The organism is Sinorhizobium fredii (genome assembly GCF_002944405.1).
Lineage (GTDB): Bacteria > Pseudomonadota > Alphaproteobacteria > Rhizobiales > Rhizobiaceae > Sinorhizobium > Sinorhizobium fredii_C.
On sequence record NZ_CP024307.1, the window covers coordinates 1,263,502 to 1,284,094 of the forward strand.

Below are 20,593 nucleotides of genomic sequence, written 5' to 3' on the forward strand. Positions count from 1 at the left end.
GTGGCCTGCTCTAACTGGCCATCGCCTCCTCGTATTCGGCCGAAAGCTCGAGCCATTGCTCTTCGGCCTGGGCGAGCTTTGCTACCGCCTCCGCCCGTTCCCTTGCGCGCTGAGCCGCCTTTGCGGGCGCTTTCTCGTAGAGCGTCGGGTCGGCCAACTCGGCATCGAGGGCCTGAATCAGTTTCTCGAGTTTTGCCGTCAAGGACTCGATCTCGTTGATCCTTTTCTTGAGCGGCGCCAGCGAAGCACGCTTGCCGGCATTGGCCTTGCGCTGGTCGGCCTTCGACAGGCTTTCGTCCGAGCCGTTGGCCCTCGGCTTTTCGTCCTTCGCCTTGGGGCCGCCGACAATGACGCTTCGATAGTCTTCGAGATCGCCGTCATAGCTCGTCACCGTTCCGTCCCGCACCAGCCAAAGCCGGTCGGCGGTTGCTTCGATCAGGTGGCGGTCATGCGAGATCAGGATGACGGCGCCGGAATAGTCGTTGAGGGCGGTGATCAGCGCGTTGCGGCTGTCGATGTCCAGATGGTTGGTCGGCTCGTCTAGGATCAGAAGGTTCGGCTGATCGAAAGCGGCGAGCCCCATGAGCAGCCGCGCCTTCTCGCCGCCGGAAAGGTCCTTGGCTGGCGTATCCATCTTCTCGGTCGACAGCCCCATCTGTGCGACGCGCGAGCGGACCTTTGCTTCCGGCGCATCCGGCATGCGGCGGCGCACATGTTCCACGGCGCTTTGCGTCGGGATCAAATCGTCGAGCTGATGCTGGGCGAAGAAGCCGGTCTTCAGGCCCGGCGCGATCCGCACCTCGCCGGCCTCTGCCGCAAGGCGGCCGGAGATGAATTTCGCAAAGGTCGACTTGCCGTTGCCGTTGGAGCCGAGCAGCGCAATGCGGTCGTCCGCGTCGATGCGCAGGCTGAGCCTCTTCAGGATCGGCTTGCCCGGCTCGTATCCGACCGCACCGCCCTGGATGGCGACGATCGGCGAGGCGACCTGCTTCTCCGGATCTGGGAAGGAGAAGCCCTGGACATGCTCCTCGATGACGGCGGCGACCGTGCCCATGCGTTCGAGCGCCTTGATGCGGCTTTGCGCCTGCCGGGCCTTGGATGCCTTCGCCTTGAATCGATCGATGAAACTCTGCAGATGCTTGCGGGCGGCTTCGTTCTTGGCCTTCGCCTTCATCTGCAGTTCGTCGGCTTCCGCCTTCTGCCGCTCGAACTGGTCATAGGAGCCGCGATAGAAGTTGAGCTTCTTCTGGTCGAGGTGGACGATCGCGTTGACGGCCGTGTTCAACAGGTCCCGATCATGGCTGATGATGATCACCGTATGTGGATAGCGGCGGATGTAATCCTCGAGCCACAAGGTACCTTCGAGATCGAGATAGTTGGTCGGCTCGTCGAGCAGCAGCAAGTCCGGCTCGGAAAAGAGCACGGCCGCAAGCGCCACGCGCATGCGCCAGCCGCCGGAGAAGGAGGAGGCGGGGCGCTGCTGCGCCTCATGGTCGAAGCCGAGGCCGGCGAGGATGCTTGCCGCCCGTGCTTCCGCCGAATGGGCGCTGATATCGGCAAGCCGCATCTGGATCTCGGCGATCCGGTGGGGGTCGGTGGCGATTTCGGCCTCTGCCAGAAGGGCGGCGCGTTCCTTGTCAGCCTTCAGCACGATTTCAATCAGCGGCTCGTCCGTCCCCGGCGCTTCCTGGGCCACCTGGCCGATCCGCGCGTTCTTCGGCACGGAGACACTGCCGGTCTCGGCGGCAAGTTCGCCGGTGATGATCCGGAAGAGCGTCGACTTCCCGGCGCCGTTGCGGCCGACAAGGCCGGCCTTCGTGCCGGCCGGAAGCGTCACGGAAGCGTTTTCGATAAGAAGACGGCCCGCGACGCGGGCGGAGAGGCCGGTAATCTGGATCATTGCGGCCTTTTGCCCCGAGTTTTATCCGAAGGCAAGGGTCACGGGACGAGCATCGCGGCTTCCCGATAAGTCCGAAGTCGGCATTTTCAAGAGCCTATTGTTATCGATTCCTGGACGACGTATTCCGATAATAAATACTTCCGCTCCTCATCATGAGGCCCCACATCTATCCCCGAAGAGCCGAGCAACTGCTCTTCCGACCATCCGGCTCGGATCGAACGCCATCGGCAAGGCCGCCGCGTTCGAAAAGACTGATCCGTTCACAGGTGGTCGCGACCAACCCATCGTTCAAGAGAACGACTGATCAGGAGTGTTCAACATGAGAAATGCAGTCCACACCGCTCTCGCCGCCGCCCTTGTCGCCACTGCCGTTCTTGGCGGCGCTTCTGCTGCCTTTGCCGGCGGCAGCTATTACGAAGGCATCAGCGACAAGCCGCTCTTTACTGAACGCGCTCCAAAGGCAGGCGATGAGGCCTCTGTTCGCCGCACGAACGGGTCCATCGACCGTACCTCTACCGGGTCTGTCTCGGACTACGCCGTGCAGCCGAAGCTGGTCCGTGGCGGAGAGGGTGAATATTATCAGGGCATTAGCCGATAACGCGGAATCGATCGCGTAGCATTCGTCCTCCCAGGCAGACTGCTCTTCCCATGGCCCGGTCCCCTTTGCGGGGCCGGGCCATCCTCGTCTCCATTGAGATGACTTTGCCCGGCGCCGGATCTGCGTGCCGCGTTTTGTCGCAGACCTTCCTGCGCAAGCCCCCATATTAGTTCAGCGCTTATACTTGACGACGAGAGTCAGCAATAATATGCCGCCTCGCTAAAATGGAGGTGGCTTTGGGCGCTGGCGATTTGTCGATATTCCCATTCTGTGTTGCGCACCTGGCCGCCCACGGCGACAAGCCGGCGCTCATGTTTCCCGGCCAGCGGGTCGTCAGCTATCGCGAACTCGCCGCCCGCGTCGATCGCCAGGCATCGAAGTGGCGCAACGGGCGCGGACTGGTGATGCTCGAGGCCGACCTCTCGGAGCATGCGATCATTGCTTATCTTGCCGCGCTCGATGCCGGACACGCCGTTGCGCTGCAGGGTACGGCAGCCATGAATGCGGATCGTGAGATCTTCAAGCCGGATTTCTGCCATCGCAGGATCGACGGACGCTGGCGTACGGAGCGGCTGGAGGGAGGCCGGGTCGTTCTCCATCCCGATCTCGCCGTCCTGCTATCGACCTCGGGCAGCACCGGCCAGGGCAAATATGTCCGGCTGTCCAGGACGAATATCGAGGCCAATGCACGTTCCATCGCCGAATATCTCGGCCTCACGGCGACGGACCGGACCTGTCTCGTTCTGCCGCTTCACTATTCCTATGGCCTGTCGGTCCTGAACGCTCACATCACGGTCGGCGCGAGCATCTACATCCCCGGCGGATCCATTCTCGATGAGGGCTTCCTCGACGGACTTGCCGAAAGCGGCTGCACCAATCTGTCCGGGGTTCCCTATTCCTACGAGCTTCTGGAAAAGGTGGGCTTCCGCGAGCGGGCATTTCCGCGACTGCGGTTCATGACCGTGGCCGGCGGACGCCTGCCGGCCGAGAAGGTTCGCCTCTACAACGAACATCTCTCTGCGCGTGGCGCAGCCTTTTTCGTGATGTACGGCCAGACGGAGGCGACCGCCCGCATCGCCTATGTGCCTCCGGATCGGCTAGTGGGCAGGGAGGACCGGATCGGTGTCGCGATACCCGGCGGCAGCCTGACCATCGAGGATGAGAGCGGGCGACTGATCACCGATGCGCAGGAAGCCGGCGAACTCGTCTATCGCGGCGCCAATGTGATGATGGGCTATGCCGGTGCGCGGGCCGATCTCGCCCGAGGCGCCGAGCTTTCCGAATTGCGAACCGGCGATCTGGCCGTGCGGGATACCGACGGGTTCTTCCGCATCGTCGGACGGACGAAGCGCATATCGAAGATCGCCGGGCTGAGGATCGGCCATGACGCTCTCGAAGCGGCTCTGGAGCGGCACGATATCGCCGTCGCGGTCATTGGCAACGATGTCGAAATCCACGCCTTTTTCGCCGGCGAACGCGCTCCCGACAACGTCCGCCAGCTGCTCGTCGCCGCCAGCGGCTTGACCCTGCTGCAGGTGGGGGCGACGCGCATCGACGCGCTGCCGCGCCTGGCGTCCGGAAAGGTCGATTACGAAGCTCTCCGTCAGCGGAGCCGGCGCGGCAGCGGGTCTTCACGCGAAGAAGGTGTCGAAGCCCTGTTCGAGCAGGTCTTCTATCCGCGAAAGGTCCGACCCGAGGACAGCTTCCTGTCGCTCGGCGGGGATTCGCTCCGATTCGTGCAGCTATCGATGGGTCTTGAGAAGATCCTCGGTGACGTGCCCGAGGCGTGGGAAAGCATACCGGTCAACACATTGGCGGTCATGGTCCGCCAGGAGCGCAAGGCTCCGCAGATCGGCACCGACTTCTTGATTCGGGCGCTGGCCATCCTGCTGGTCGTGCTCCACCACGAGACTCTGTGGCCGATCCCGGGAGGGTCGGCGACAATGGTCATTCTCGCCGGATTCGGCCTGGCACGGTTTCAAAGTGGCGCGCTCCTGTCGGGCGCGCTCGGGCAGCTGTTGCGGCCGCTCGCGCAGATTCTTGTTCCCTATTATCTGATCGTCGCCGCTTACGCTCTTGCCTGGGGAAACGTGCCCTGGGCCTCGGTCTTCCTCGTCGGCAATTTCGGCTTCGCCGATCCCGAGCGGCACAGCATGGTGCCCTATCTCTACTGGTTCATCGAGGCCTATTGCCAGACGGTGCTGGTGTTTGCCGCTCTGTTTGCAGTGCCGTCCGTCAGGCGGTTCGCCGCGGTGCGGCCGTTTGCTGCCGGCATGGCGCTGCTCGCTGGCGCCTTTGCCGCCCGCATGGCGCTGCCTGAGCTCTGGGAAATCGGCAACCGGCAGATATTCACGCTTCCCTGGATCTTTCACCTGGCGGTCGCGGGCTGGTGCGCGGCACTGGCGAAAAACTGGGCCCAGCGGCTCGCGGTCATGGCGGCAGGAGCGGCGATCTATCTGTTTCTCGGCCTCTATGAGGGCGTCTGGATCGGCACGAAGATCAAATATCTGCTGCAGATCGTCGTGCTCGTGGCGCTTTTGTTCCTGCCGCGCATCCGCCTGCCGCAATGGGCAGTGCAGCTTGTCCTGCCGCTCGCGGCGGCAGGCTTTCATATCTACATCCTGCACCGCTTCGTGCCGGAGCTGCTGCTTGCGCCAATGCAGCCGTTCCTCCCGCCGCTTGCTTTCTCGCTCTGCTCGATCGCCGGCGGCGTCGCCTTGGGGATCGCGGTCTGGTCGGGGCAGCGCCAGCTGGTGAAGTGGCTCGTCCGCGGCCGGGTGGGTTCTCTCCGGATAGATTGGCCGGCCGCATTCATGGCCCGGCTCTTTTCAGGCCGACCACTTCTTCCCCTCGGTCCACAGGAAGAAAGCCAGGTCCAGCGTCAAGGATGGCCGCCCGAGCGCTGTCAAGATCGCATGCGCCTGTCCGCGGTGATGGGTCTGGTGGTTGAACAAATGGTCGAGCGCCAGGGCGACTTTCTGGGTGATCTCGCCGGGTCTGCTGATCGGCGAGTAGGTGAAGTGCGCGCCGAGCCGCGCCTCGTCGAGGCTGTCGATCCAGGCGATGATGCGCTCGTCCTCCGCCTCCCGCGCCGCCGTCAAGGCCGATAGGTCTTCATGGAGGATCGCGTCGAGCCTCGTGGGCGCGTCGCCCTCCTTGGTGAACCGCTTCATCCAGATCCGGTCGGCCACGAGGAGGTGGTTGAGCGTTCCATGCAGAGAACCGAAGAAGGCGCCCTTGTCCTGCCGGTACTCCGCCTCGGAGAGTTCGGCTACGGCAACGTAGAGCAGCCGGTTGGCCCAGCGATTGTAGTCGGCAAACATCCGGTAATGGTCGAGCATCACATTCTCCCTTGCTGTCCGCCCACCCTAGCTCGGATTGATATTCGCGTGTCGAATGCAACTCATGAAAATTACTGATTTGATCGCCCGGGCTCGCTCTCCTTTTATGCGTCGAACGATGTTCAGAACAGGAGGGGACATGACCCGCACACTTTATGCGCTCTGTGGTACCGACCGGACGCGCCCCTTTTCGCCGCATGTGTGGAAGACCAAGCTTTCGCTCGCACACAAGGGGCTCGGCTTCGACGTGGCGCCTGTCGGCTTCACCGAAATCCCAAAGCTCGAGCAAGGAGCGACGAAGATCGTCCCGCTGCTCCGCGACGGCGACAATCTCGTCAGCGACAGTTTCGACATCGCTCTTTATCTCGAGGAGACCTATCCCGACCACCCGGCCCTGTTCGGCGGCGAGGGTGGCAAGGCAACGGCCCGCTTCGTCGAAGGCTGGTCGCAGATGACGCTGCATCCGGCGATCGGCCGCATCGCCATCATGAATATCCATGACAGCCTCGATCCGGTGGATCAGGCCTATTTCCGGCAGAGCCGCGAGCAGCGCTTCGGTAAGTCGCTCGAGGCGACCGCGGAGGCGGGAGAAGCGGATCTCGAAACCTTCTCGATGAAGCTCGAACCGCTTCGCCACATGCTGAAATTCCAGCCTTTCATCGGCGGCGATGGGCCACTCTTTGCCGATTACATCGTCTTCGGTGCCCTGCAATGGGCGCGGATCGTCTCGCCGCATCGTCTGCTCGCTGAGGGTGACGTCGTTTCGGACTGGTTCGAGCGTTGCCTCGATCTCCACGATGGCCTCGGCCGTTCCGTGACAGCCGCGTGAAACTGTCGCCGGCTCAGGCGAATCATCGCCGCTCCCCCTTGTTTTGCGCGGCATTGGCGGCTAATGAACCGCCACTTTCTCAAGAGCAAGGGAATTGAGCCAATGGCGATTGAACGTACCTTTTCGATGATCAAGCCCGACGCAACGAAGCGCAATCTGACCGGCGCCATCACCAAGATGCTCGAAGACGCCGGCCTGCGCGTCGTCGCTTCGAAGCGCGTCTGGATGAGCCGCCGCGAAGCCGAAGGCTTCTACGCCGTCCACAAGGAGCGCCCGTTCTTCGGTGAGCTGGTCGAGTTCATGTCTTCCGGCCCGACCATCGTTCAGGTTCTCGAAGGCGAGAACGCCATTGCCAAGAACCGCGAAGTGATGGGCGCCACCAACCCGGCCAACGCTGACGAAGGGACCATCCGCAAGGTTCACGCGCTGTCGATCGGCGAAAACTCAGTTCACGGTTCCGATGGTCCGGAAACGGCTGCCGAGGAAATCGCCTACTGGTTTGCGGGCACCGAGATCGTCGGCTGATCCATTTTCTTCGTTTTGCGCTCTAAGGGCTTGAAACGGTCTTCGAAACCGGGGCGGAGACGCCCCGGTTTTCCTTATGTCGGGCAGGCGGACGTGTCGAAATGCGTCGGCGCCAGCCCATTCCTGAAGACTTCCGGATTCTTGTCGTAGGCAGGGCCGACGACCAAGGGTCTTGCCGGCATGACGCTCTGGTCGACATCGGAAACCACCGTCGTTTCCAGCTTCTGCAGCGTCGCTCCGTCCGGCCCCTTGACCTCGATCGTCACCGCATAGGGCCTCTCCTTCCTGACGCAGGTTATGTCCGGGCTTTCCAGCACCACCTTGTCGAGCTTCGGAAAGAGCTTGCGCGTCAATGTCAGCGGTTCGCCGCCGGCCGGGTTCTCGAAGCTTGCCACGACGATGCTGCCGTCCGGCAGCGGTTCCGTCTTGTTGAGCGTGATCGTGTAGGTGGCGTAGGCGAGCCGGTAGTTGAAGACGAACATCTTGCCGGTCAATTTCAGTGGATCCGGTCCGGCCTCGCGCTGGCAGCCGGCAAGCGCGGCCGCGACCAAGGCGATTGCAATGGCGTGTTTCATGGCTGTGTTTCCTGTTTGGAACGGCGGTAGTGGCGTTTGGCCTTCGTGCGGTTGCCGCAAACCGCCATGTCGCACCAGGTCCTGCTCCGGTTGCGGCTGCGGTCAAGGAACAGCCATTCGCAGTTCGGGCAAATCTTAAGGCGGTCGGGCTCCGGATTGGCGACGAGGCTGAGCGCCGAATGCGCAGTGGCGACGTCGAGAGCGATGTATCCGCCGCCATCCCCCGGTCGGCGCACCACCGCGGCGATCGCCTCCAATAGATCGGCAAGAAGCTCCGGCCGGTCTTCGTCCCGCACCAGAGCCCGGAAATGCCGGTCCGTCGCCTCGCGCAGATCGATCAGCGACGCCCGCCTTTCAGGCCCGATCGGACCGAGCCTGCCGAACCGCTGCTTCTCGCAACCATGGAGATTGGCTGCTTCGGCAAAGCTGTCGATCGCCCTTTCATCGGCAAAACGATCGATGCGGCGTTGCGGGTCGAAGCGCAGGACCACCGAATTGGCGACATCTAGCGCCAATGCGCCGCCCGAAAATCGATGCGCGGTCCAGGTGAAGCTCATGCGAAAATCCTAACTAGTAAAACTCATTTTACCAGTTATATTGATCCTGTCACCACTGCATGTCTCTTAAATCGACATCGATTTAAGGACAAAGATATGCAGCAATTCAAAGCGCTACAGCGATCCTTGCACGTCCGACAAGACGCACGGCGCTGTAGAGCCGCAGAGCAAAGTTGGTTGCGCCTTCGGCCTCCGCGTTTTGCAGGTGAACTTGATGCAGTTTCGTTCTCGGATCGACCCGATCCTGACCGCCGCGACCGACCGGATATGCCATGGCCTATTTCCTTCAGCAGATCGCCAATGCCGTTCCCGTTGCAGCGCTCTATGCGGCACTTGCCTTCGGCTACGCGATCGCCTTCGCCGTCACGCGGCGGGCCGACCTGACCTATGGCGCGCTCTTCGCATTTGCCGGGCAGATGTTCGTTCTCTTTTCGGATTTCGGCTGGAACCGGCTGTGGCTGGTGCTGCCTGCGGCCCTCGGCGTCGGTGCGGCGGCGGCGCTGAGCTTCGGGCTTGGCGCGGGGCTGGTCGCCGGCCGCTACATCATCCGGCCGCTGGCTTTCTCCTCGGCAAATGCGGTGGTTGTCGCCTCGCTCGGTAGCCTTATCGTGCTCATGGAAACGGCGCGTCTCGCGTCAGATACGAGAAGCCTCTGGCTGCCGCCATTTCTGAACCAGGTTATCGTCTTCTGGCCGGATCCGGAATTTCCCGTGACGCTGACAGTCGTGCAACTGCTGAACACCGCGCTGATGGCGGCGCTCGTCGCCGCCGGCCATTGGCTGCTGACGCACTCCTATGTCGGGCGATACTGGCGGGCCGTCTCCCAGGATCGTGAGGCTGCCGCCCTTTGCGGCATAGATCCCTCGATCGTCTACATTCTTGCCTATGGCGTCGCGTCGGTGATCGCCGCCTTCTGCGGCATTCTGGCCGCCTCCTATTATGGCAACATGGACTTCGGCATGGGCCTGACCTTCGGCGTCAAGGTCCTGTTCATCGCGGCAATCGGCGGCCAGGCGGCGCCACTCTATGCTGCCCTCGGCGCCGCCGGCGTAGGGCTCCTGGAAACGCTGTGGAGCGCCTACGGGCCGATCCTCTGGCGGGATTTCGCGATCTTCGGCTTTCTCGTCATCGTGCTCGTCGTGACCAGGCAGGAAAAGGTCATCCCCTGACGGCGCTCGCTCAGCGGCCCCAACGGCCGCGTGCCGCGTCGTCGGCGTCCTTGGCGCTGACCCAGTCGTCGGCACTGCCATCGGCACGGTGTTCCTTCTTCCAGAAGGGCGCCGAGGTTTTCAGGAAATCCATGATGAAGTTGGCGCCGTCGAAAGCGGCCTGCCGATGCGGCGAGACGGTGACCACGAGCACGATGTTCTCACCGGGCTCGATACGGCCGTAGCGGTGAATGGCCGTCGCGGCCTGCAACCCGAAGCGCTGCACCGCCTCGTGGCAGATGCGGCTGATCTCGGCTTCCGCCATGCCCGGATAATGTTCGAGTTCGAGCGCGTTCAAAGCCCCTGCCTCATCGCGGCAGAGGCCCAGAAAGGTGACGACAGCACCGATGTCCGCCCGGCCGCGGGTGAGCGCGGAGACTTCGGCTGCAAGATCGAAGTCCTCGGGTTGGACACGCACGCTGACCGAAGCGTCCATCGCCTCAGCCGCCCGTCATCGGCGGAAAGAGCGCGATCTCGCGGGCACCGGCGATCGGCTCGCCGTGATCGACATGTTCCTGGTTGATCGCCGCGCGGATGACGTTCTGGTGTTCGAGCGCCGATTCATACTCGGCGCCGAGCGTCTTCAAATGCGCCAGCAGATCGCCGACCGTGACGACGCCGTCCGGGAGATCCAGCGTTTCCTCACCCTTGCCGATGCGTTCGCGCACCCAGGAAAAATAGACGAGGTTGACAGTGCTCATTCGTTGACCACATGCTTCAGGCCAGCGCGGAAATAATCATAGCCGGTATAGAGCGTGATTGCCGCGGCGATCCACAGAAGGACGATGCCAGCCTCGGTTATATAGGGCACGATCTTGTCGCCGGCCGGACCGGCAAGCAGGAAGGCGATCGCCACCATCTGGATGGTCGTCTTCCACTTGGCGATTCGCGTAACGGGCACGCTGACCTTCAGCGCTGCAAGATATTCGCGAAGCCCGGAAACGAGGATTTCGCGGCAAAGAATGATGATCGCGGCCCAGATCGACCAGCCGGCGATGGTGCCGTCCGCAGCGACCAGCAGCAGGATCGAGGCGACCAGCAGCTTGTCGGCGATCGGGTCGAGCATCCGGCCGATATTGGAAGTCTGCTTCCATATGCGCGCAAGATAGCCGTCGAAGAAATCGGTGACCGAGGCGGTGACGAACAGCACGAGAGCGGTCCAGCGGGCGAAATCGGAACTGTGCAGCCGGCCCTCGATGAAGAAGCACAGCACGATCAGCGGCACGATGAGGATACGGAAGTAGGTCAGCAGATTCGGGATGCTGTAGGCAATGGGCGTTGGCATGGACTCGGTTTCTCTGGACACGACAATCCCCCATTTCCCGCGGGTCATCGATGCGATTTTATTGTTCGGATGGCATCGGGTAAGCGCCAGCTCACAGACCCTCCGGTTTCAGGTGTACAGAATGACTTTGCGACCACAAGGTCAACAGGTCATTGCGCTACTCCTGTCATATTTGGCGGATTTCGCCTGAACGCAGTCTGAATTGCGCCGCCGCTGCGCTTATTTGGCATCCTCGTGAAAATGCTCGTAGACGAGGCGGGCCACGGTCTCCGAAATGCCGTTGACGGCCATCAGGTCGTTGATGCCCGCGCGGGAAACCGCCTTGGCGGTGCCGAAATGGGTGAGAAGCGCTCGCTTGCGGGTCGGGCCGATGCCGGCGATTTCGTCGAGCGGGTTCTTGACCATCTCCTTCTTTCGCCGCGCCCGGTGCGAGCCGATTGCAAAGCGATGCGCCTCGTCGCGCAGCCGCTGGATGAAATAGAGCACCGGATCGCGGGGCGGCAGCGTGAACCCGTCCACGCCTTCGACAAAGAAGCGTTCGCGACCGGCGTCCCGGTCGACGCCCTTGGCGACGCCGATCGCCGTCACGCAGTCCTCGACGTCGAGTTCCTTGAGAATGGCGCGGACGGCCGTCATCTGTCCCTGGCCGCCATCGATGACGATGACGTCAGGCCATGCCGGGAAGGCCGCCTCTTCGCTCACCTCTGTCGAGCGGTCCGGCTTGCCTTCCTCCTTCAGCAGACGCGAGAAGCGACGCGTCATCACCTCACGCATCATGCCGAAGTCGTCGCCCGGGGTGATGTCCTTCGATTTGATGTTGAACTTGCGATACTGACCTTTAACGAAGCCCTCGGGGCCGGCGACCACCATGCCGCCGACGGCATTGGTGCCCATGATGTGCGAGTTATCGTAGATTTCGATGCGACGCGGCACCGAAGGCAACTTGAAGGTCTCGGCAAAGCCCTCGAGCAGGCGCGACTGCGAGGCCGTCTCCGCAAGCTTGCGGCCATGCGCTTCGCGCGCATTGGCCTGTGCGTGCTCGACAAGGTCCTTTTTCTCGCCCCGCTGCGGTACGAGGATCGACACCTTGTAGCCGGACTTCTCGCTCAACGCCTGGGCAAGCAATTCCTGCTCGTCGACCGCCTCGCAGAGCAGGATCTGCCGCGGGCACGGCTTGTCGTCGTAGAATTGGGCGAGGAAGGCGCTGAGTACCTCGGCGGCCGGGAGCGACGGGTCGGCCTTCGGAAAATAGGCGCGGTTGCCCCAGTTCTGGCCGGTGCGGAAGAAGAACACCTGGATGCAGGAAATGCCGCCCTCGTGGTGAATGGCGAAGACGTCCGCTTCCTCGACACCGGCAGGGTTGATCCCCTGGTAGCTCTGCACATGGCTGAGCGCCGCCAGGCGGTCCCGGTAAAGCGCCGCCCGCTCGAAGTCGAGATTTTCCGACGCTTCGGCCATCGCCGCGGCGATCGTCGCCTTCACAGCCTGGCTCTTACCGGAGAGGAAGTCCTTCGCCTCGCGCACGAGCTCGGCATAATCCGGATCGCTGATCTCGCCCGTGCAGGGCGCCGAACAGCGCTTGATCTGATAAAGCAGACAAGGCCGCGTGCGTGTTTCGAAGACGCTGTCGGTGCAGGTCCTCAAGAGAAAGGCCCGCTGCAGCGAATTGATCGTCCGCCCCACCGCACCGGCGGAGGCGAACGGCCCGAAATAGTCGCCCTTGCGGCTGCGCGCGCCGCGGTGCTTGTAGAGCGCCGGTGCCCGGGTGTCGCCGGTGACGACAATGTAGGGGAACGACTTGTCGTCGCGCAAAAGCACGTTGAAGCGCGGGCGCAGACGCTTGATCAGGTTCGCCTCGAGCAGTAGCGCCTCGATTTCGGTGCGCGTCGTGACGAACTCCATGTTCGCCGTCTCGCGCACCATGCGGGCGATGCGGTTCGAGTGGCCGCGCCCTTGTGCGTAGTTGCTCACCCGCTTCTTCAGACTGCGCGCCTTGCCGACATAGAGCACGTCGCCGGCCTCGTTGAACATTCGGTAGACGCCGGGTCCATTCGGCAGCAGCTTGACGAAGGCCTGGATCAGTTCGGCGCCCTTGAGCCCCTGCGTTTCTGCCTTGCTCTCCGCCCATTCCACAGTGGGCGCCGGCCGTTCGCTCTCGGCAACTTCGACGAGATCGTCTTCGTCATCGGTTTCGCTGCCGTCATAGAGGATGCCGCCGTCGGTGGGCGTCCGCCCGTTCATTCCACTATCTCCCGAATATCCGGCGTCTCCCAGGCGAGGTGCTGGCCGCCGTCGAGCGCGATCATCTGTCCGGTAACCGAGGGCGTCTCGAAAAGGAAGCGGATTGCGCGTCCGAATTCGTCGAGCGCCGGACCTCGCCTGAGAATCAGCGCGTGGACCTGGGCTTCGAAATCGCGCCGGTCCTGCCGCTCGTTCGGCAGCGTCGGACCGGGCCCGATGCCGTTGACGCGAATGTCAGGCGCCAGCGCCTGCGCCATCGTCTGGGTTGCCGTCCAGAGCGCCGACTTGGAGAGCATATAGGAATAAAAGCGTGGATTTGGAGACCAGACGCGCTGGTCGATCACATTGACGATAAGGCCGGAAACATCGCCCGAACGCTGCCGCGCGAAGTCGCGGGCAAGCAGGGAGGGGGCCCGCACATGCAGGGCGAAGTGCCGCTCCCAGGCGTCCTCGTCGAACTCGTCGAGACTGTCCTTGTTGAAGACCGAGGCATTGTTGACGAGGAGATCGAGCGGGCCGAGCAGCGAGGTCGCCTGCGCGATCAATTCCGACGCCGCCCTCACATCGGTGAGGTCCGCCTGGAGGGCGACAGCGTTTGTGCCGGCTTTTCTGAGGTCTGCCGCCAGCGCCTCGGCCTCGGCCATGGAGCCGTTTGCATGGATGGCGACCGCAAAGCCGTGGACGGCGAGATCCTCAACTATTGCCCTGCCGATGCGCCGGGCGCCGCCTGTAACCAGCGCCGCCTTGAATGTCCTTTTCAACGTTCTTTCCCGTTCTGCGAATCCTGTTCCGGTCGGACACAGATATAGGCAGGAAAGGCCGGGCTGAAAAACTCCCCCGGACGATTCATTTCGGAAAAATTAACGTGAGCGGCGTATTTTGAATTATCTTTTATTCTTATAGTATATCTTTGGTTAATCTTCAATTATGGTTAATAAATCCTCTGTGTCGTCAAGGCAACATCAAAGTTTGGACGCGGCTACGCCGCTAAAATTTCACATTTTAGCTCTTGAGAATCCGCATTTTCTGTCCAATTTCCGGTCAACCGGACGGGTTGATTGTAGATACCCGGTGTCTCGATAAAGCACGCCAAAGAGATGCTTCGGGGCGCCGGTCTGAAAGGAGAATAGTATGCGTACGCTCACCACCACTCTCATGGCTTCGGCCATTGCCCTGGTAACCTTCCAGGCAGCTCACGCCGCCGACGCGGTCGACGAAGTTCCGGCTGCTCCGGCTGCCGAATATACCGAGCCGGCCGTCAAGAACTGGTCCGGCGCCTATGTCGGCGGCACGGCCAATTGGCATCACGGCGAAGCCGATGCCACCGGCGGGAACACGTCGGCCGGCTTCGGCGGCGGCCTTTACGGCGGCTACAACGTGCAGGACGGTCAGATGGTCTACGGCGGCGAAGCCGACGTCAACTACGCCGGCAACGACTCCCACTCCAGCGGCCGCCGCGTGAAGCAGGGCGTCAACGGCTCGCTCCGCGGCCGCGTCGGTGTCGACCTCAACCCGGTGCTGGTCTACGGCACGGCCGGTCTCGCCCTTGGCAATGCCAAGCTCTCCACCCCGGCGGGCTCCGACGACAAGACCCTGGTCGGCTGGACGGCTGGCGCCGGTGCCGAAACCTTCGTCACCGACAACGTTACGGCCCGCGTCGAATACCGTTACACGGACTACGCCTCCAAGGACTTCCGCACCGGCGGCTCGACGGTCTCCTCCGGCTATGACGAGCACAGCGTCCGCGTCGGTATGGGCGTCAAGTTCTGATCCTTTCAAACGGATCAAGAAAAGGCCGGGGTGACCCGGCCTTTTTTGTACCCTTGATTCAGGTCTTGAATTTGGGATAATCCGGAAAGTGTTTCTCGAACTTGGCCGGCCAGGTCTTGAGCTTCGGCCGCCCTTTCTGCCATTCGCCGGCAAAGCGCAGCTCGATATAGCGCAGCATGGCGGCGAGCGCGAAATGTCCCGCATTCAGCTTGCCGCCGGTCTTCGGCAGATGAGCTTCCAGGTGGTCGAGCCCGCGCTCGACCTTTTCCCATTGTCGGTCGATCCAGGGCTGATGCACCTTTTCCGGCGGATGAAAGCGCTTTTCGTAGACGATCGCCAGCAGGCTGTCGCAGATGCCGTCGCAGAGCGCTTCGAAGATCTCGATCTGGGTGCGCTTCTCGGCGGTTTTCGGATAGAGCCCGCCTTTGGTCTCGCGGTCGAGGAAATGCATGATCGCCCGGCTGTCGTAGATCGACCGGCCATCGGCCGTGATCAGCGTCGGGATTTTTCCAAGCGGATTGCTGTCGACCAGTTCCGGCGGATTGGCATTGGTGTCGGTGAGCACGCTTTCCGCAGCGATTCCGAGATGATGGGCAGCCATCCGAACCTTGTTGGAATAGGGGGAGGCGGGCGAGTAGAGTATCTTCATTCGTCTTTCCGTTCTTATGGTGCGGCGGGGAGTAGCACCGCGCCTCGTCGGCAGGCGCGGCGATCTATTTCAGGGCAGGCCCTGAAACGCAATTCCCTGTCGAAGCAGACCCTGATTTCCTCGATCAGAGGCCCCTCGCAGGTCACGGCGATCATGTCTTTCGCCATGCCGGGGTTCTTCGTCGTGAAAGCGGTCTCGATCGATGCGGCGGAGAGGTCTCGCGAACCCTCCGTGGAGGTAAACTCGGCAGGAATCTCAAGCCGCTCGCGGGCCGCCCGTGTCACAGCGAAATAATCCGCCTGGCTGAGGCCGGAGCAGGTGCCGTGTTTGCGCCATTGATGCCCGATCAAGCCCATCGACGGAACGATGTCGAGATATTGCCGGCCAAGTGACTCAGGGACCCGGGCGGATTGCCCCGTCTGGCAAAACTGCGGATAGCCGCGTTCATATTGCGGCCAAAGGCCGTGGACGATCAGGCCGCTGCCGCGCTCGCATTGTTCGGATTTGCCCTTCGGGTCATTGCCTCGGCACCAGGTCGGGGACCAGGAGAGCGAAAGCACATAGAAGTCGAAGCCCTTGCCGAGCGGTACGCTCGCCGATGCGGCACCCGCCGGGGCGTCCACCCCGGAGCCGGATGTCTTGTCGCCTTCGCCGTTACAGCCGGCGATCGCCAACAGGGCAAGGGTCGCCAGAAGCCGGTTTCTTGCGGCAATCAACGAAGCGAAGAGCAATGGGCGCCGTAGACATACCAGGGATCGAGGCCGCCGACGCAGAACTCGACATTGGAGCCGACGCCGGCAAATCCCCAGGGTCGCTCGATGAGGTACCAGAGCGGCCTCCGGACCCCGTCGCTCATCACCGCGGTCGCATAGCAATATTCACGTTCGACCAGATGGGTGTAGTCGCGCGGCTCGAAGCGGTTCTGGCCCATGTCGCGGATTTCGGCGATCGCGAGATTGGCATGAAGATAGTTTGCCGCCTTATAGTCGAAGCGCCGCGTGATGAAGCCCAGCACCGACGGGTTGCCGCAAATGCCGATATTGTAAGCCTGCGGGGCGACGGGCACCGCGGCCAAATCCGCGGCGGCGGCACTGGTGACCACACCGGCGGCGAGGGAAAGCGAGGTCAGAAGCATTGCGGCAAGCTTGCAAATCATGACTTCCTCCTGGATCGTCTCTACAGCGCCGCGCGTCTTTCAGACGCGCAAAGGACGCTGCAAGACTTTGAACCTACGCATCGTGCTTTCCGAAAATGGATTCCGATTTTCGGGCCGATGCGCTAGAGATTGATGCCACGGCACCCGACGCGTCAAGGCCCTCGGTTGAGAGCTGTTTCGCCGCGCAGCCAGAAGCAGCGTGCCGACGCGAAGCGATCCTGGCGAAGTCGTTCCTTCAGGAAGGGCAGCAGGATGTCGAGCTCGTCCTTGAGCGTATAGGGTGGATTGACGATGACAAGGCCCGAGCCTGCCAGTCCGGTGATGTCGCGATCGCTGCGGACCGCAAGCTCGGCGCACAGCATTTTGGGTATTTCCAGCGCTTTCAGCGCCTCATGAAATTCCTTGACCGGCGCGCCTTTCTTCAGCGGATACCAGAGGCAGTAGATACCGCCGGCAAAGCGGCGATAGGCCCTGGCAAGCCCTTCGGCCAGCCGCTCGTATTCACCTTCCTTCTCGAATGGCGGATCGACGAGCACGAGGCCGCGCTTTTCCTTCGGCGGCAGGTGGGCGCCGAGCGCCAGCCAGCCGTCGAGCCGGGTGATCCGGCTCTGGAAATCGCCGTCGAACAGCCGGTGCAGCGTTTCATAGTCGTCCGGATGCAGTTCCATTGCCGAGAGCCGGTCCTGCGGCCGAAACAGCATGCGGGCAAGCTTCGGCGAACCGGGATAATGCGTGATCCCGGCATCCGCCCCAGTATGCGGATTGAGATCGCGCACGGCCGCAAGATAGGGCTCGAGAATGGCGGCTACCGGTGGAGGGAGTTCGGCGTCGACCAGCCTTCCGATGCCGTCGCGCCACTCGCCGGTCTTTTGCGCCTCCTCGCTGGAGAGGTCATAGAGACCGATGCCGGCATGGGTATCCAGCACCCGGAAGGCCCTATCCTTCTGTTTGAGATAGGTGACGAGCCTGGCCAGCACCGCGTGCTTCAGGACATCGGCGAAGTTGCCCGCATGATAAATGTGCCGATAGTTCATAAGAGCCGCCGATGGCTGCGATCAATTGTTTCGATGGATGGCGAATGGGACTTTGAGCCCTCTTTCGGATGCCATATAGAAAAGCCATGAACGTTGCGACCCCCATCAGAGCAGAAAAGTCGGTCGGCCACTCTGTCTGTCCGCATGATTGTCCCTCGGCTTGCGCGCTGGAAGTGGACCTGACCGCCGAAGGCCGGATCGGGCGCGTCCGCGGCGCGGCCGCCAACAGCTACACGGCCGGCGTCATCTGCGCCAAGGTCGCGCGCTATGCCGAGCGCATCTATCATCCCGGCCGGCTGATGGTGCCGCAGCGCCGCATCGGCGCGAAAGGCGAGGGGCGCTGGCAGGAAATCTCCTGGGAGGCGGCACTCGACGAGATCGCCGAACAATTCGTCAAGGCCGAGCAGGAACACGGCTCGGAAGCGGTCTGGCCCTATTTCTATGCCGGCACCATGGGGCAGGTGCAGCGCGATTCCGTCGAGCGCCTGCGCCATGCCAAGCGCTATTCCGGCTTCTTCGGCTCGATCTGCACGAACATGGCCTGGACCGGCTTCACCATGGCGACCGGAGCCCTGCGCGGCCCGGACCCGCGCGAAATGGCCAAGTCCGATTGCGTGGTAATCTGGGGCACCAATGCGGTGGCAACCCAGGTCAACGTGATGACCCATGCGGTCAAGGCCCGCAAGGAGCGCGGCGCCAAGATTGTCGTCATCGACGTCTACGACAATCCGACGGTCAAGCAGGCCGATCTCGGCCTCATCCTGAAGCCGGGCACCGATGCCGCGCTCGCCTGCGCCGTCATGCATATCGCCTTCCGAGACGGCTACGCGGACCGCCCCTATATGGCGGAGTATGCCGACGACCCGGCCGGCCTCGAAGCGCATCTCGAGACACGCGGGCCGGAATGGGCGTCGGCGATCAGCGGGCTCTCCGTCGAGGAAATCGAGGCCTTCGCGAAACTCGTCGGGACGACGCCGAGAACCTATTTCCGTCTTGGCTACGGCTTCACCCGCCAGCGCAACGGTTCGGTCGCAATCCACGCCGCAGCATCGGTCGCCACCGTGCTCGGCTCGTGGAAGCACGAGGGCGGCGGAGCCTTCCATTCCAACAACGACATCTTCAAGCTCGACAAGCGCGAACTGGTCGGCACCGCTCTGCACGACCCCGACATACGCATGCTCGATCAATCGCAGATCGGCCGCGTGCTGACCGGCGACGCCGAGGCGCTGCGCCATCGCGGGCCGGTAACGGCGATGCTGATCCAGAACACCAATCCGGTAAACGTCGCGCCCGAGCAGCGGCTGGTGAAGAGGGGGGTCCTGCGCGGCGACCTCTTCGTCGCCGTGCATGAGCAGTTCATGACCGACACCGCCCGGCTTGCCGACATCGTCCTGCCGGCAACGATGTTTCTGGAGCATGACGATCTCTATCGCGGCGGCGGACACCAGCACATTCTGATCGGCCCGAAGATCGTCGAACCGCCGTCGACGGTGCGCACCAACCTGTTCGTCATCGAAGAACTGGCAAAGCGCCTCGGCGTTGCCGATCGAACGGGCTTTGGCCTCTCGGAGCGGCAGCATATCGACAGGCTGCTCGCCAATTACGGCCTCGGCTACGAAGAAATGAAGGAGCGGAAATGGCTTGATTGCCAGCCCGGGTTCGAGGAAGCGCATTTCCTCAAGGGTTTCGGGCACCCGGACGGCAAGTTCCGCTTCAAGGCGGACTGGACCGGAACACCCGCACCGAACCGGCCGCCGAAATCGATGGGCCCGCAGGGACCGCATGGCAGCCTCCCCGAGTTTCCCGACCATGTCGATCTGATCGAAATCGCCGACGGCCGTCATCCATTCCGGCTGGCGACCTCGCCGGCGCGTTCGTTCCTGAACTCGACGTTTTCCGAGACGCCCTCTTCGATCGAGAAGGAGGGGCGCCCGGAGGTCATGATCCATGTGGAGGACGCAGCCGGGCTCGGCATCGCCGACGGCGATATCGTCCGGCTCGGTAACGACCGCGGCGAGATCCGACTTCATGCCAGGATCGGCGGCGGTGCGCGCCGCGGCGTGGTGATTGCCGAGGGTCTCTGGCCGAACGGCGCCCATCTCGATGGCGAGGGGATCAATATCCTGACCGGTGCGGACGCGGTCGCACCCTATGGAGGGGCGGCCTTCCACGACAACCGGGTCTGGATGCGCCGGGCCTGAGCAGCCATGTTCGACACGCGCAGCATGCGTGTGAAAACGCTTTCATCAAGGATCACCCATGACGCAGCATGAAGACCCGCGCATCCGGATACTCGACCGCCGGTCTCTCTGGAAGGGCTTCATCAGCCTCGAGCAGGTCACCCTCGAGCAACAGATGTCCGACGGCAGGACTGCCCGCCTCGTTCGCGAGGTGCACGATCATGGCCGGGCAGCGACGATCCTGCTTTTCGACCCGGAACGCCAGATCGTCGTGCTCGTCCGCCAGTTCCGCCTTCCCGTCCTGCTGCAGGGGGAGCCCGCCTATCTGGTCGAGACGCCGGCGGGCCTGCTCGACGGCGAGGCGCCGGAAGTGGCGATCTGCCGCGAGGCGATGGAGGAGACCGGCTATCGCATCGAGAGTGCCATGCATCTCTTCGACGCCTATATGAGCCCCGGTTCGATAACCGAACGGACGAGTTTTTTCCTCGGCCGCATCGATACGTCCAAGAAGGTGGCCGCCGGCGGCGGGCTGGCGCATGAGGGCGAAGACATCGAGGTGCTGGAAATCGCCTTGGACGACGCCGTCGCAATGATCGGCACCGGCGAAATCTGCGATGCCAAGACGATCATGCTTCTGCAATGGGCCGTGCTGAACCGGGCGGCGCTCGCGGGCTAACCCCTTGATACGGCATACATTACCGATAATTCACTTTTTGTCGGCGATGCGCTGAGGTAAATCCCTCGT

The 20,593-nt window shown here is 62.7% G+C and carries 20 protein-coding genes and 2 pseudogenes; 8 read left to right on the forward strand and 14 right to left on the reverse strand.

The features are described from left to right. Positions 1 to 10: 10 nt before the first annotated feature. On the reverse strand, positions 11 to 1,900 hold the full coding sequence (locus NXT3_RS06100; RefSeq protein ID WP_104838964.1) for an ABC-F family ATP-binding cassette domain-containing protein: 1,890 nt from the start codon (positions 1,898 to 1,900) through the stop codon (positions 11 to 13). A 319-nt stretch (positions 1,901 to 2,219) separates the two neighbouring features. On the opposite strand from NXT3_RS06100, the gene NXT3_RS06105 reads away from it, so the two are divergent. Together NXT3_RS06105 and NXT3_RS06110 are read left to right on the forward strand one after the other, a co-directional pair. After that, positions 2,220 to 2,498, forward strand: coding sequence for a hypothetical protein (locus NXT3_RS06105; protein ID WP_097526498.1), 279 nt, complete (start codon positions 2,220 to 2,222; stop codon positions 2,496 to 2,498). 224 nt (positions 2,499 to 2,722) lie between these two features. Further along, positions 2,723 to 5,264, forward strand: a pseudogene (locus tag NXT3_RS06110) (AMP-binding protein); the annotation flags it as partial. A 62-nt stretch (positions 5,265 to 5,326) separates the two neighbouring features. Here NXT3_RS06110 and NXT3_RS06115 read toward each other — a convergent pair. Continuing rightward, positions 5,327 to 5,839 (reverse strand): DinB family protein, encoded by a 513-nt coding sequence (locus NXT3_RS06115; RefSeq protein WP_104838965.1) that lies wholly within the window; start codon positions 5,837 to 5,839, stop codon positions 5,327 to 5,329. A gap of 139 nt (positions 5,840 to 5,978) precedes the next feature. Here NXT3_RS06115 and NXT3_RS06120 point away from each other — a divergent pair, with 139 nt between their 5' ends. Beyond that, on the forward strand, positions 5,979 to 6,668 hold the full coding sequence (locus tag NXT3_RS06120; RefSeq protein ID WP_097539398.1) for a glutathione S-transferase family protein: 690 nt from the start codon (positions 5,979 to 5,981) through the stop codon (positions 6,666 to 6,668). Positions 6,669 to 6,770: 102 nt separating this feature from the next. Then, positions 6,771 to 7,193, forward strand: coding sequence for a nucleoside-diphosphate kinase (gene ndk, locus NXT3_RS06125; protein WP_012707487.1), 423 nt, complete (start codon positions 6,771 to 6,773; stop codon positions 7,191 to 7,193). 74 nt (positions 7,194 to 7,267) lie between these two features. Here ndk and NXT3_RS06130 read toward each other — a convergent pair whose 3' ends face one another. The 3 genes from NXT3_RS06130 to NXT3_RS31595 form a co-directional block, all read right to left on the reverse strand. Then, complete coding sequence (locus NXT3_RS06130) at positions 7,268 to 7,768, reverse strand: hypothetical protein (RefSeq protein ID WP_097539399.1); 501 nt, start codon at positions 7,766 to 7,768, stop codon at positions 7,268 to 7,270. Beyond that, positions 7,765 to 8,325 (reverse strand): CGNR zinc finger domain-containing protein, encoded by a 561-nt coding sequence (locus NXT3_RS06135; protein WP_037413887.1) that lies wholly within the window; start codon positions 8,323 to 8,325, stop codon positions 7,765 to 7,767. The genes NXT3_RS06130 and NXT3_RS06135 overlap by 4 nt, the downstream gene beginning before the upstream one ends. Before the next feature lie 106 nt (positions 8,326 to 8,431). After that, positions 8,432 to 8,599 (reverse strand): hypothetical protein, encoded by a 168-nt coding sequence (locus NXT3_RS31595; protein WP_158254925.1) that lies wholly within the window; start codon positions 8,597 to 8,599, stop codon positions 8,432 to 8,434. Here NXT3_RS31595 and NXT3_RS06140 point away from each other — a divergent pair. Continuing rightward, positions 8,598 to 9,494, forward strand: coding sequence for a branched-chain amino acid ABC transporter permease (locus NXT3_RS06140; RefSeq protein WP_104838966.1), 897 nt, complete (start codon positions 8,598 to 8,600; stop codon positions 9,492 to 9,494). The two genes, NXT3_RS31595 and NXT3_RS06140, sit on opposite strands and share 2 nt — an antisense overlap. 10 nt (positions 9,495 to 9,504) lie before the next feature. Here NXT3_RS06140 and NXT3_RS06145 read toward each other — a convergent pair whose 3' ends face one another. The 5 genes and pseudogenes from NXT3_RS06145 to NXT3_RS06170 all read right to left on the reverse strand — a co-directional run bounded on the left by NXT3_RS06145 (position 9,505) and on the right by NXT3_RS06170 (position 13,820). Beyond that, entirely contained in the window at positions 9,505 to 9,969 is a 465-nt protein-coding gene (locus NXT3_RS06145) for a molybdenum cofactor biosynthesis protein MoaE (RefSeq protein WP_097526492.1), read from the reverse strand. 4 nt (positions 9,970 to 9,973) lie between these two features. Further along, entirely contained in the window at positions 9,974 to 10,234 is a 261-nt protein-coding gene (gene moaD, locus NXT3_RS06150; protein ID WP_037413895.1) for a molybdopterin converting factor subunit 1, read from the reverse strand. Next, the gene (pgsA, locus tag NXT3_RS06155) at positions 10,231 to 10,818 is read right to left on the reverse strand and encodes a CDP-diacylglycerol--glycerol-3-phosphate 3-phosphatidyltransferase (RefSeq protein WP_037379793.1); all 588 of its coding nucleotides are present in this window, start codon (positions 10,816 to 10,818) and stop codon (positions 10,231 to 10,233) included. Before pgsA ends, moaD begins: the two co-directional genes overlap by 4 nt. 219 nt (positions 10,819 to 11,037) lie before the next feature. Beyond that, a pseudogene (uvrC, locus tag NXT3_RS06165) lies at positions 11,038 to 12,918 on the reverse strand (excinuclease ABC subunit UvrC); the annotation flags it as partial. A gap of 137 nt (positions 12,919 to 13,055) precedes the next feature. After that, positions 13,056 to 13,820, reverse strand: coding sequence for an SDR family oxidoreductase (locus NXT3_RS06170; protein ID WP_037413902.1), 765 nt, complete (start codon positions 13,818 to 13,820; stop codon positions 13,056 to 13,058). Positions 13,821 to 14,190: 370 nt separating this feature from the next. Between NXT3_RS06170 and NXT3_RS06175 the strand changes: the two genes are divergently transcribed. Then, positions 14,191 to 14,829: an outer membrane protein gene (locus tag NXT3_RS06175; RefSeq protein ID WP_037413904.1), complete on the forward strand. Its 639-nt coding sequence runs from the start codon at positions 14,191 to 14,193 to the stop codon at positions 14,827 to 14,829. A gap of 58 nt (positions 14,830 to 14,887) precedes the next feature. On the opposite strand, the gene NXT3_RS06180 is transcribed toward NXT3_RS06175, so the two are convergent. From NXT3_RS06180 to NXT3_RS06195, 4 genes are all read right to left on the reverse strand, one after another. Continuing rightward, positions 14,888 to 15,478 (reverse strand): glutathione S-transferase family protein, encoded by a 591-nt coding sequence (locus NXT3_RS06180; RefSeq protein ID WP_037413906.1) that lies wholly within the window; start codon positions 15,476 to 15,478, stop codon positions 14,888 to 14,890. Between the two features lie 14 nt (positions 15,479 to 15,492). Then, positions 15,493 to 16,209 (reverse strand): ribonuclease T2 family protein, encoded by a 717-nt coding sequence (locus NXT3_RS06185; RefSeq protein ID WP_176536612.1) that lies wholly within the window; start codon positions 16,207 to 16,209, stop codon positions 15,493 to 15,495. After that, entirely contained in the window at positions 16,191 to 16,634 is a 444-nt protein-coding gene (locus tag NXT3_RS06190; protein ID WP_037413910.1) for a hypothetical protein, read from the reverse strand. Before NXT3_RS06190 ends, NXT3_RS06185 begins: the two co-directional genes overlap by 19 nt. A 152-nt stretch (positions 16,635 to 16,786) precedes the next feature. Then, positions 16,787 to 17,668, reverse strand: coding sequence for a 23S rRNA (adenine(2030)-N(6))-methyltransferase RlmJ (locus NXT3_RS06195; protein ID WP_037413912.1), 882 nt, complete (start codon positions 17,666 to 17,668; stop codon positions 16,787 to 16,789). Positions 17,669 to 17,736: 68 nt separating this feature from the next. Here NXT3_RS06195 and NXT3_RS06200 point away from each other — a divergent pair, with 68 nt between their 5' ends. After that, positions 17,737 to 19,869 (forward strand): molybdopterin-containing oxidoreductase family protein, encoded by a 2,133-nt coding sequence (locus NXT3_RS06200; protein WP_097526489.1) that lies wholly within the window; start codon positions 17,737 to 17,739, stop codon positions 19,867 to 19,869. Between the two features lie 58 nt (positions 19,870 to 19,927). Then, the gene (locus NXT3_RS06205) at positions 19,928 to 20,524 is read left to right on the forward strand and encodes an NUDIX domain-containing protein (RefSeq protein ID WP_097526488.1); all 597 of its coding nucleotides are present in this window, start codon (positions 19,928 to 19,930) and stop codon (positions 20,522 to 20,524) included. Positions 20,525 to 20,593 lie beyond the last annotated feature (69 nt).

Excerpts from the sequence above, each read along its gene's own strand:
- NXT3_RS06120 (WP_097539398.1), top strand. The coding sequence starts at position 5,979 with ATGACCCGCACACTTTATGCGCTCTGTGGTACCGACCGGACGCGCCCC.
- NXT3_RS06190 (WP_037413910.1), bottom strand. The coding sequence starts at position 16,634 with ATGATTTGCAAGCTTGCCGCAATGCTTCTGACCTCGCTTTCCCTCGCC.
- NXT3_RS06140 (WP_104838966.1), top strand. The coding sequence starts at position 8,598 with ATGGCCTATTTCCTTCAGCAGATCGCCAATGCCGTTCCCGTTGCAGCG.
- NXT3_RS06175 (WP_037413904.1), top strand. The coding sequence starts at position 14,191 with ATGCGTACGCTCACCACCACTCTCATGGCTTCGGCCATTGCCCTGGTA.
- NXT3_RS06200 (WP_097526489.1), top strand. The coding sequence starts at position 17,737 with ATGCCATATAGAAAAGCCATGAACGTTGCGACCCCCATCAGAGCAGAA.
- ndk (WP_012707487.1), top strand. The coding sequence starts at position 6,771 with ATGGCGATTGAACGTACCTTTTCGATGATCAAGCCCGACGCAACGAAG.
- NXT3_RS06135 (WP_037413887.1), bottom strand. The coding sequence starts at position 8,325 with ATGAGCTTCACCTGGACCGCGCATCGATTTTCGGGCGGCGCATTGGCG.
- NXT3_RS06205 (WP_097526488.1), top strand. The coding sequence starts at position 19,928 with ATGACGCAGCATGAAGACCCGCGCATCCGGATACTCGACCGCCGGTCT.
- NXT3_RS06100 (WP_104838964.1), bottom strand. The coding sequence starts at position 1,900 with ATGATCCAGATTACCGGCCTCTCCGCCCGCGTCGCGGGCCGTCTTCTT.
- NXT3_RS31595 (WP_158254925.1), bottom strand. The coding sequence starts at position 8,599 with ATGGCATATCCGGTCGGTCGCGGCGGTCAGGATCGGGTCGATCCGAGA.
- NXT3_RS06130 (WP_097539399.1), bottom strand. The coding sequence starts at position 7,768 with ATGAAACACGCCATTGCAATCGCCTTGGTCGCGGCCGCGCTTGCCGGC.
- moaD (WP_037413895.1), bottom strand. The coding sequence starts at position 10,234 with ATGAGCACTGTCAACCTCGTCTATTTTTCCTGGGTGCGCGAACGCATC.
- NXT3_RS06115 (WP_104838965.1), bottom strand. The coding sequence starts at position 5,839 with ATGCTCGACCATTACCGGATGTTTGCCGACTACAATCGCTGGGCCAAC.
- NXT3_RS06180 (WP_037413906.1), bottom strand. The coding sequence starts at position 15,478 with ATGAAGATACTCTACTCGCCCGCCTCCCCCTATTCCAACAAGGTTCGG.
- NXT3_RS06195 (WP_037413912.1), bottom strand. The coding sequence starts at position 17,668 with ATGAACTATCGGCACATTTATCATGCGGGCAACTTCGCCGATGTCCTG.
- NXT3_RS06105 (WP_097526498.1), top strand. The coding sequence starts at position 2,220 with ATGAGAAATGCAGTCCACACCGCTCTCGCCGCCGCCCTTGTCGCCACT.
- NXT3_RS06145 (WP_097526492.1), bottom strand. The coding sequence starts at position 9,969 with ATGGACGCTTCGGTCAGCGTGCGTGTCCAACCCGAGGACTTCGATCTT.
- pgsA (WP_037379793.1), bottom strand. The coding sequence starts at position 10,818 with ATGCCAACGCCCATTGCCTACAGCATCCCGAATCTGCTGACCTACTTC.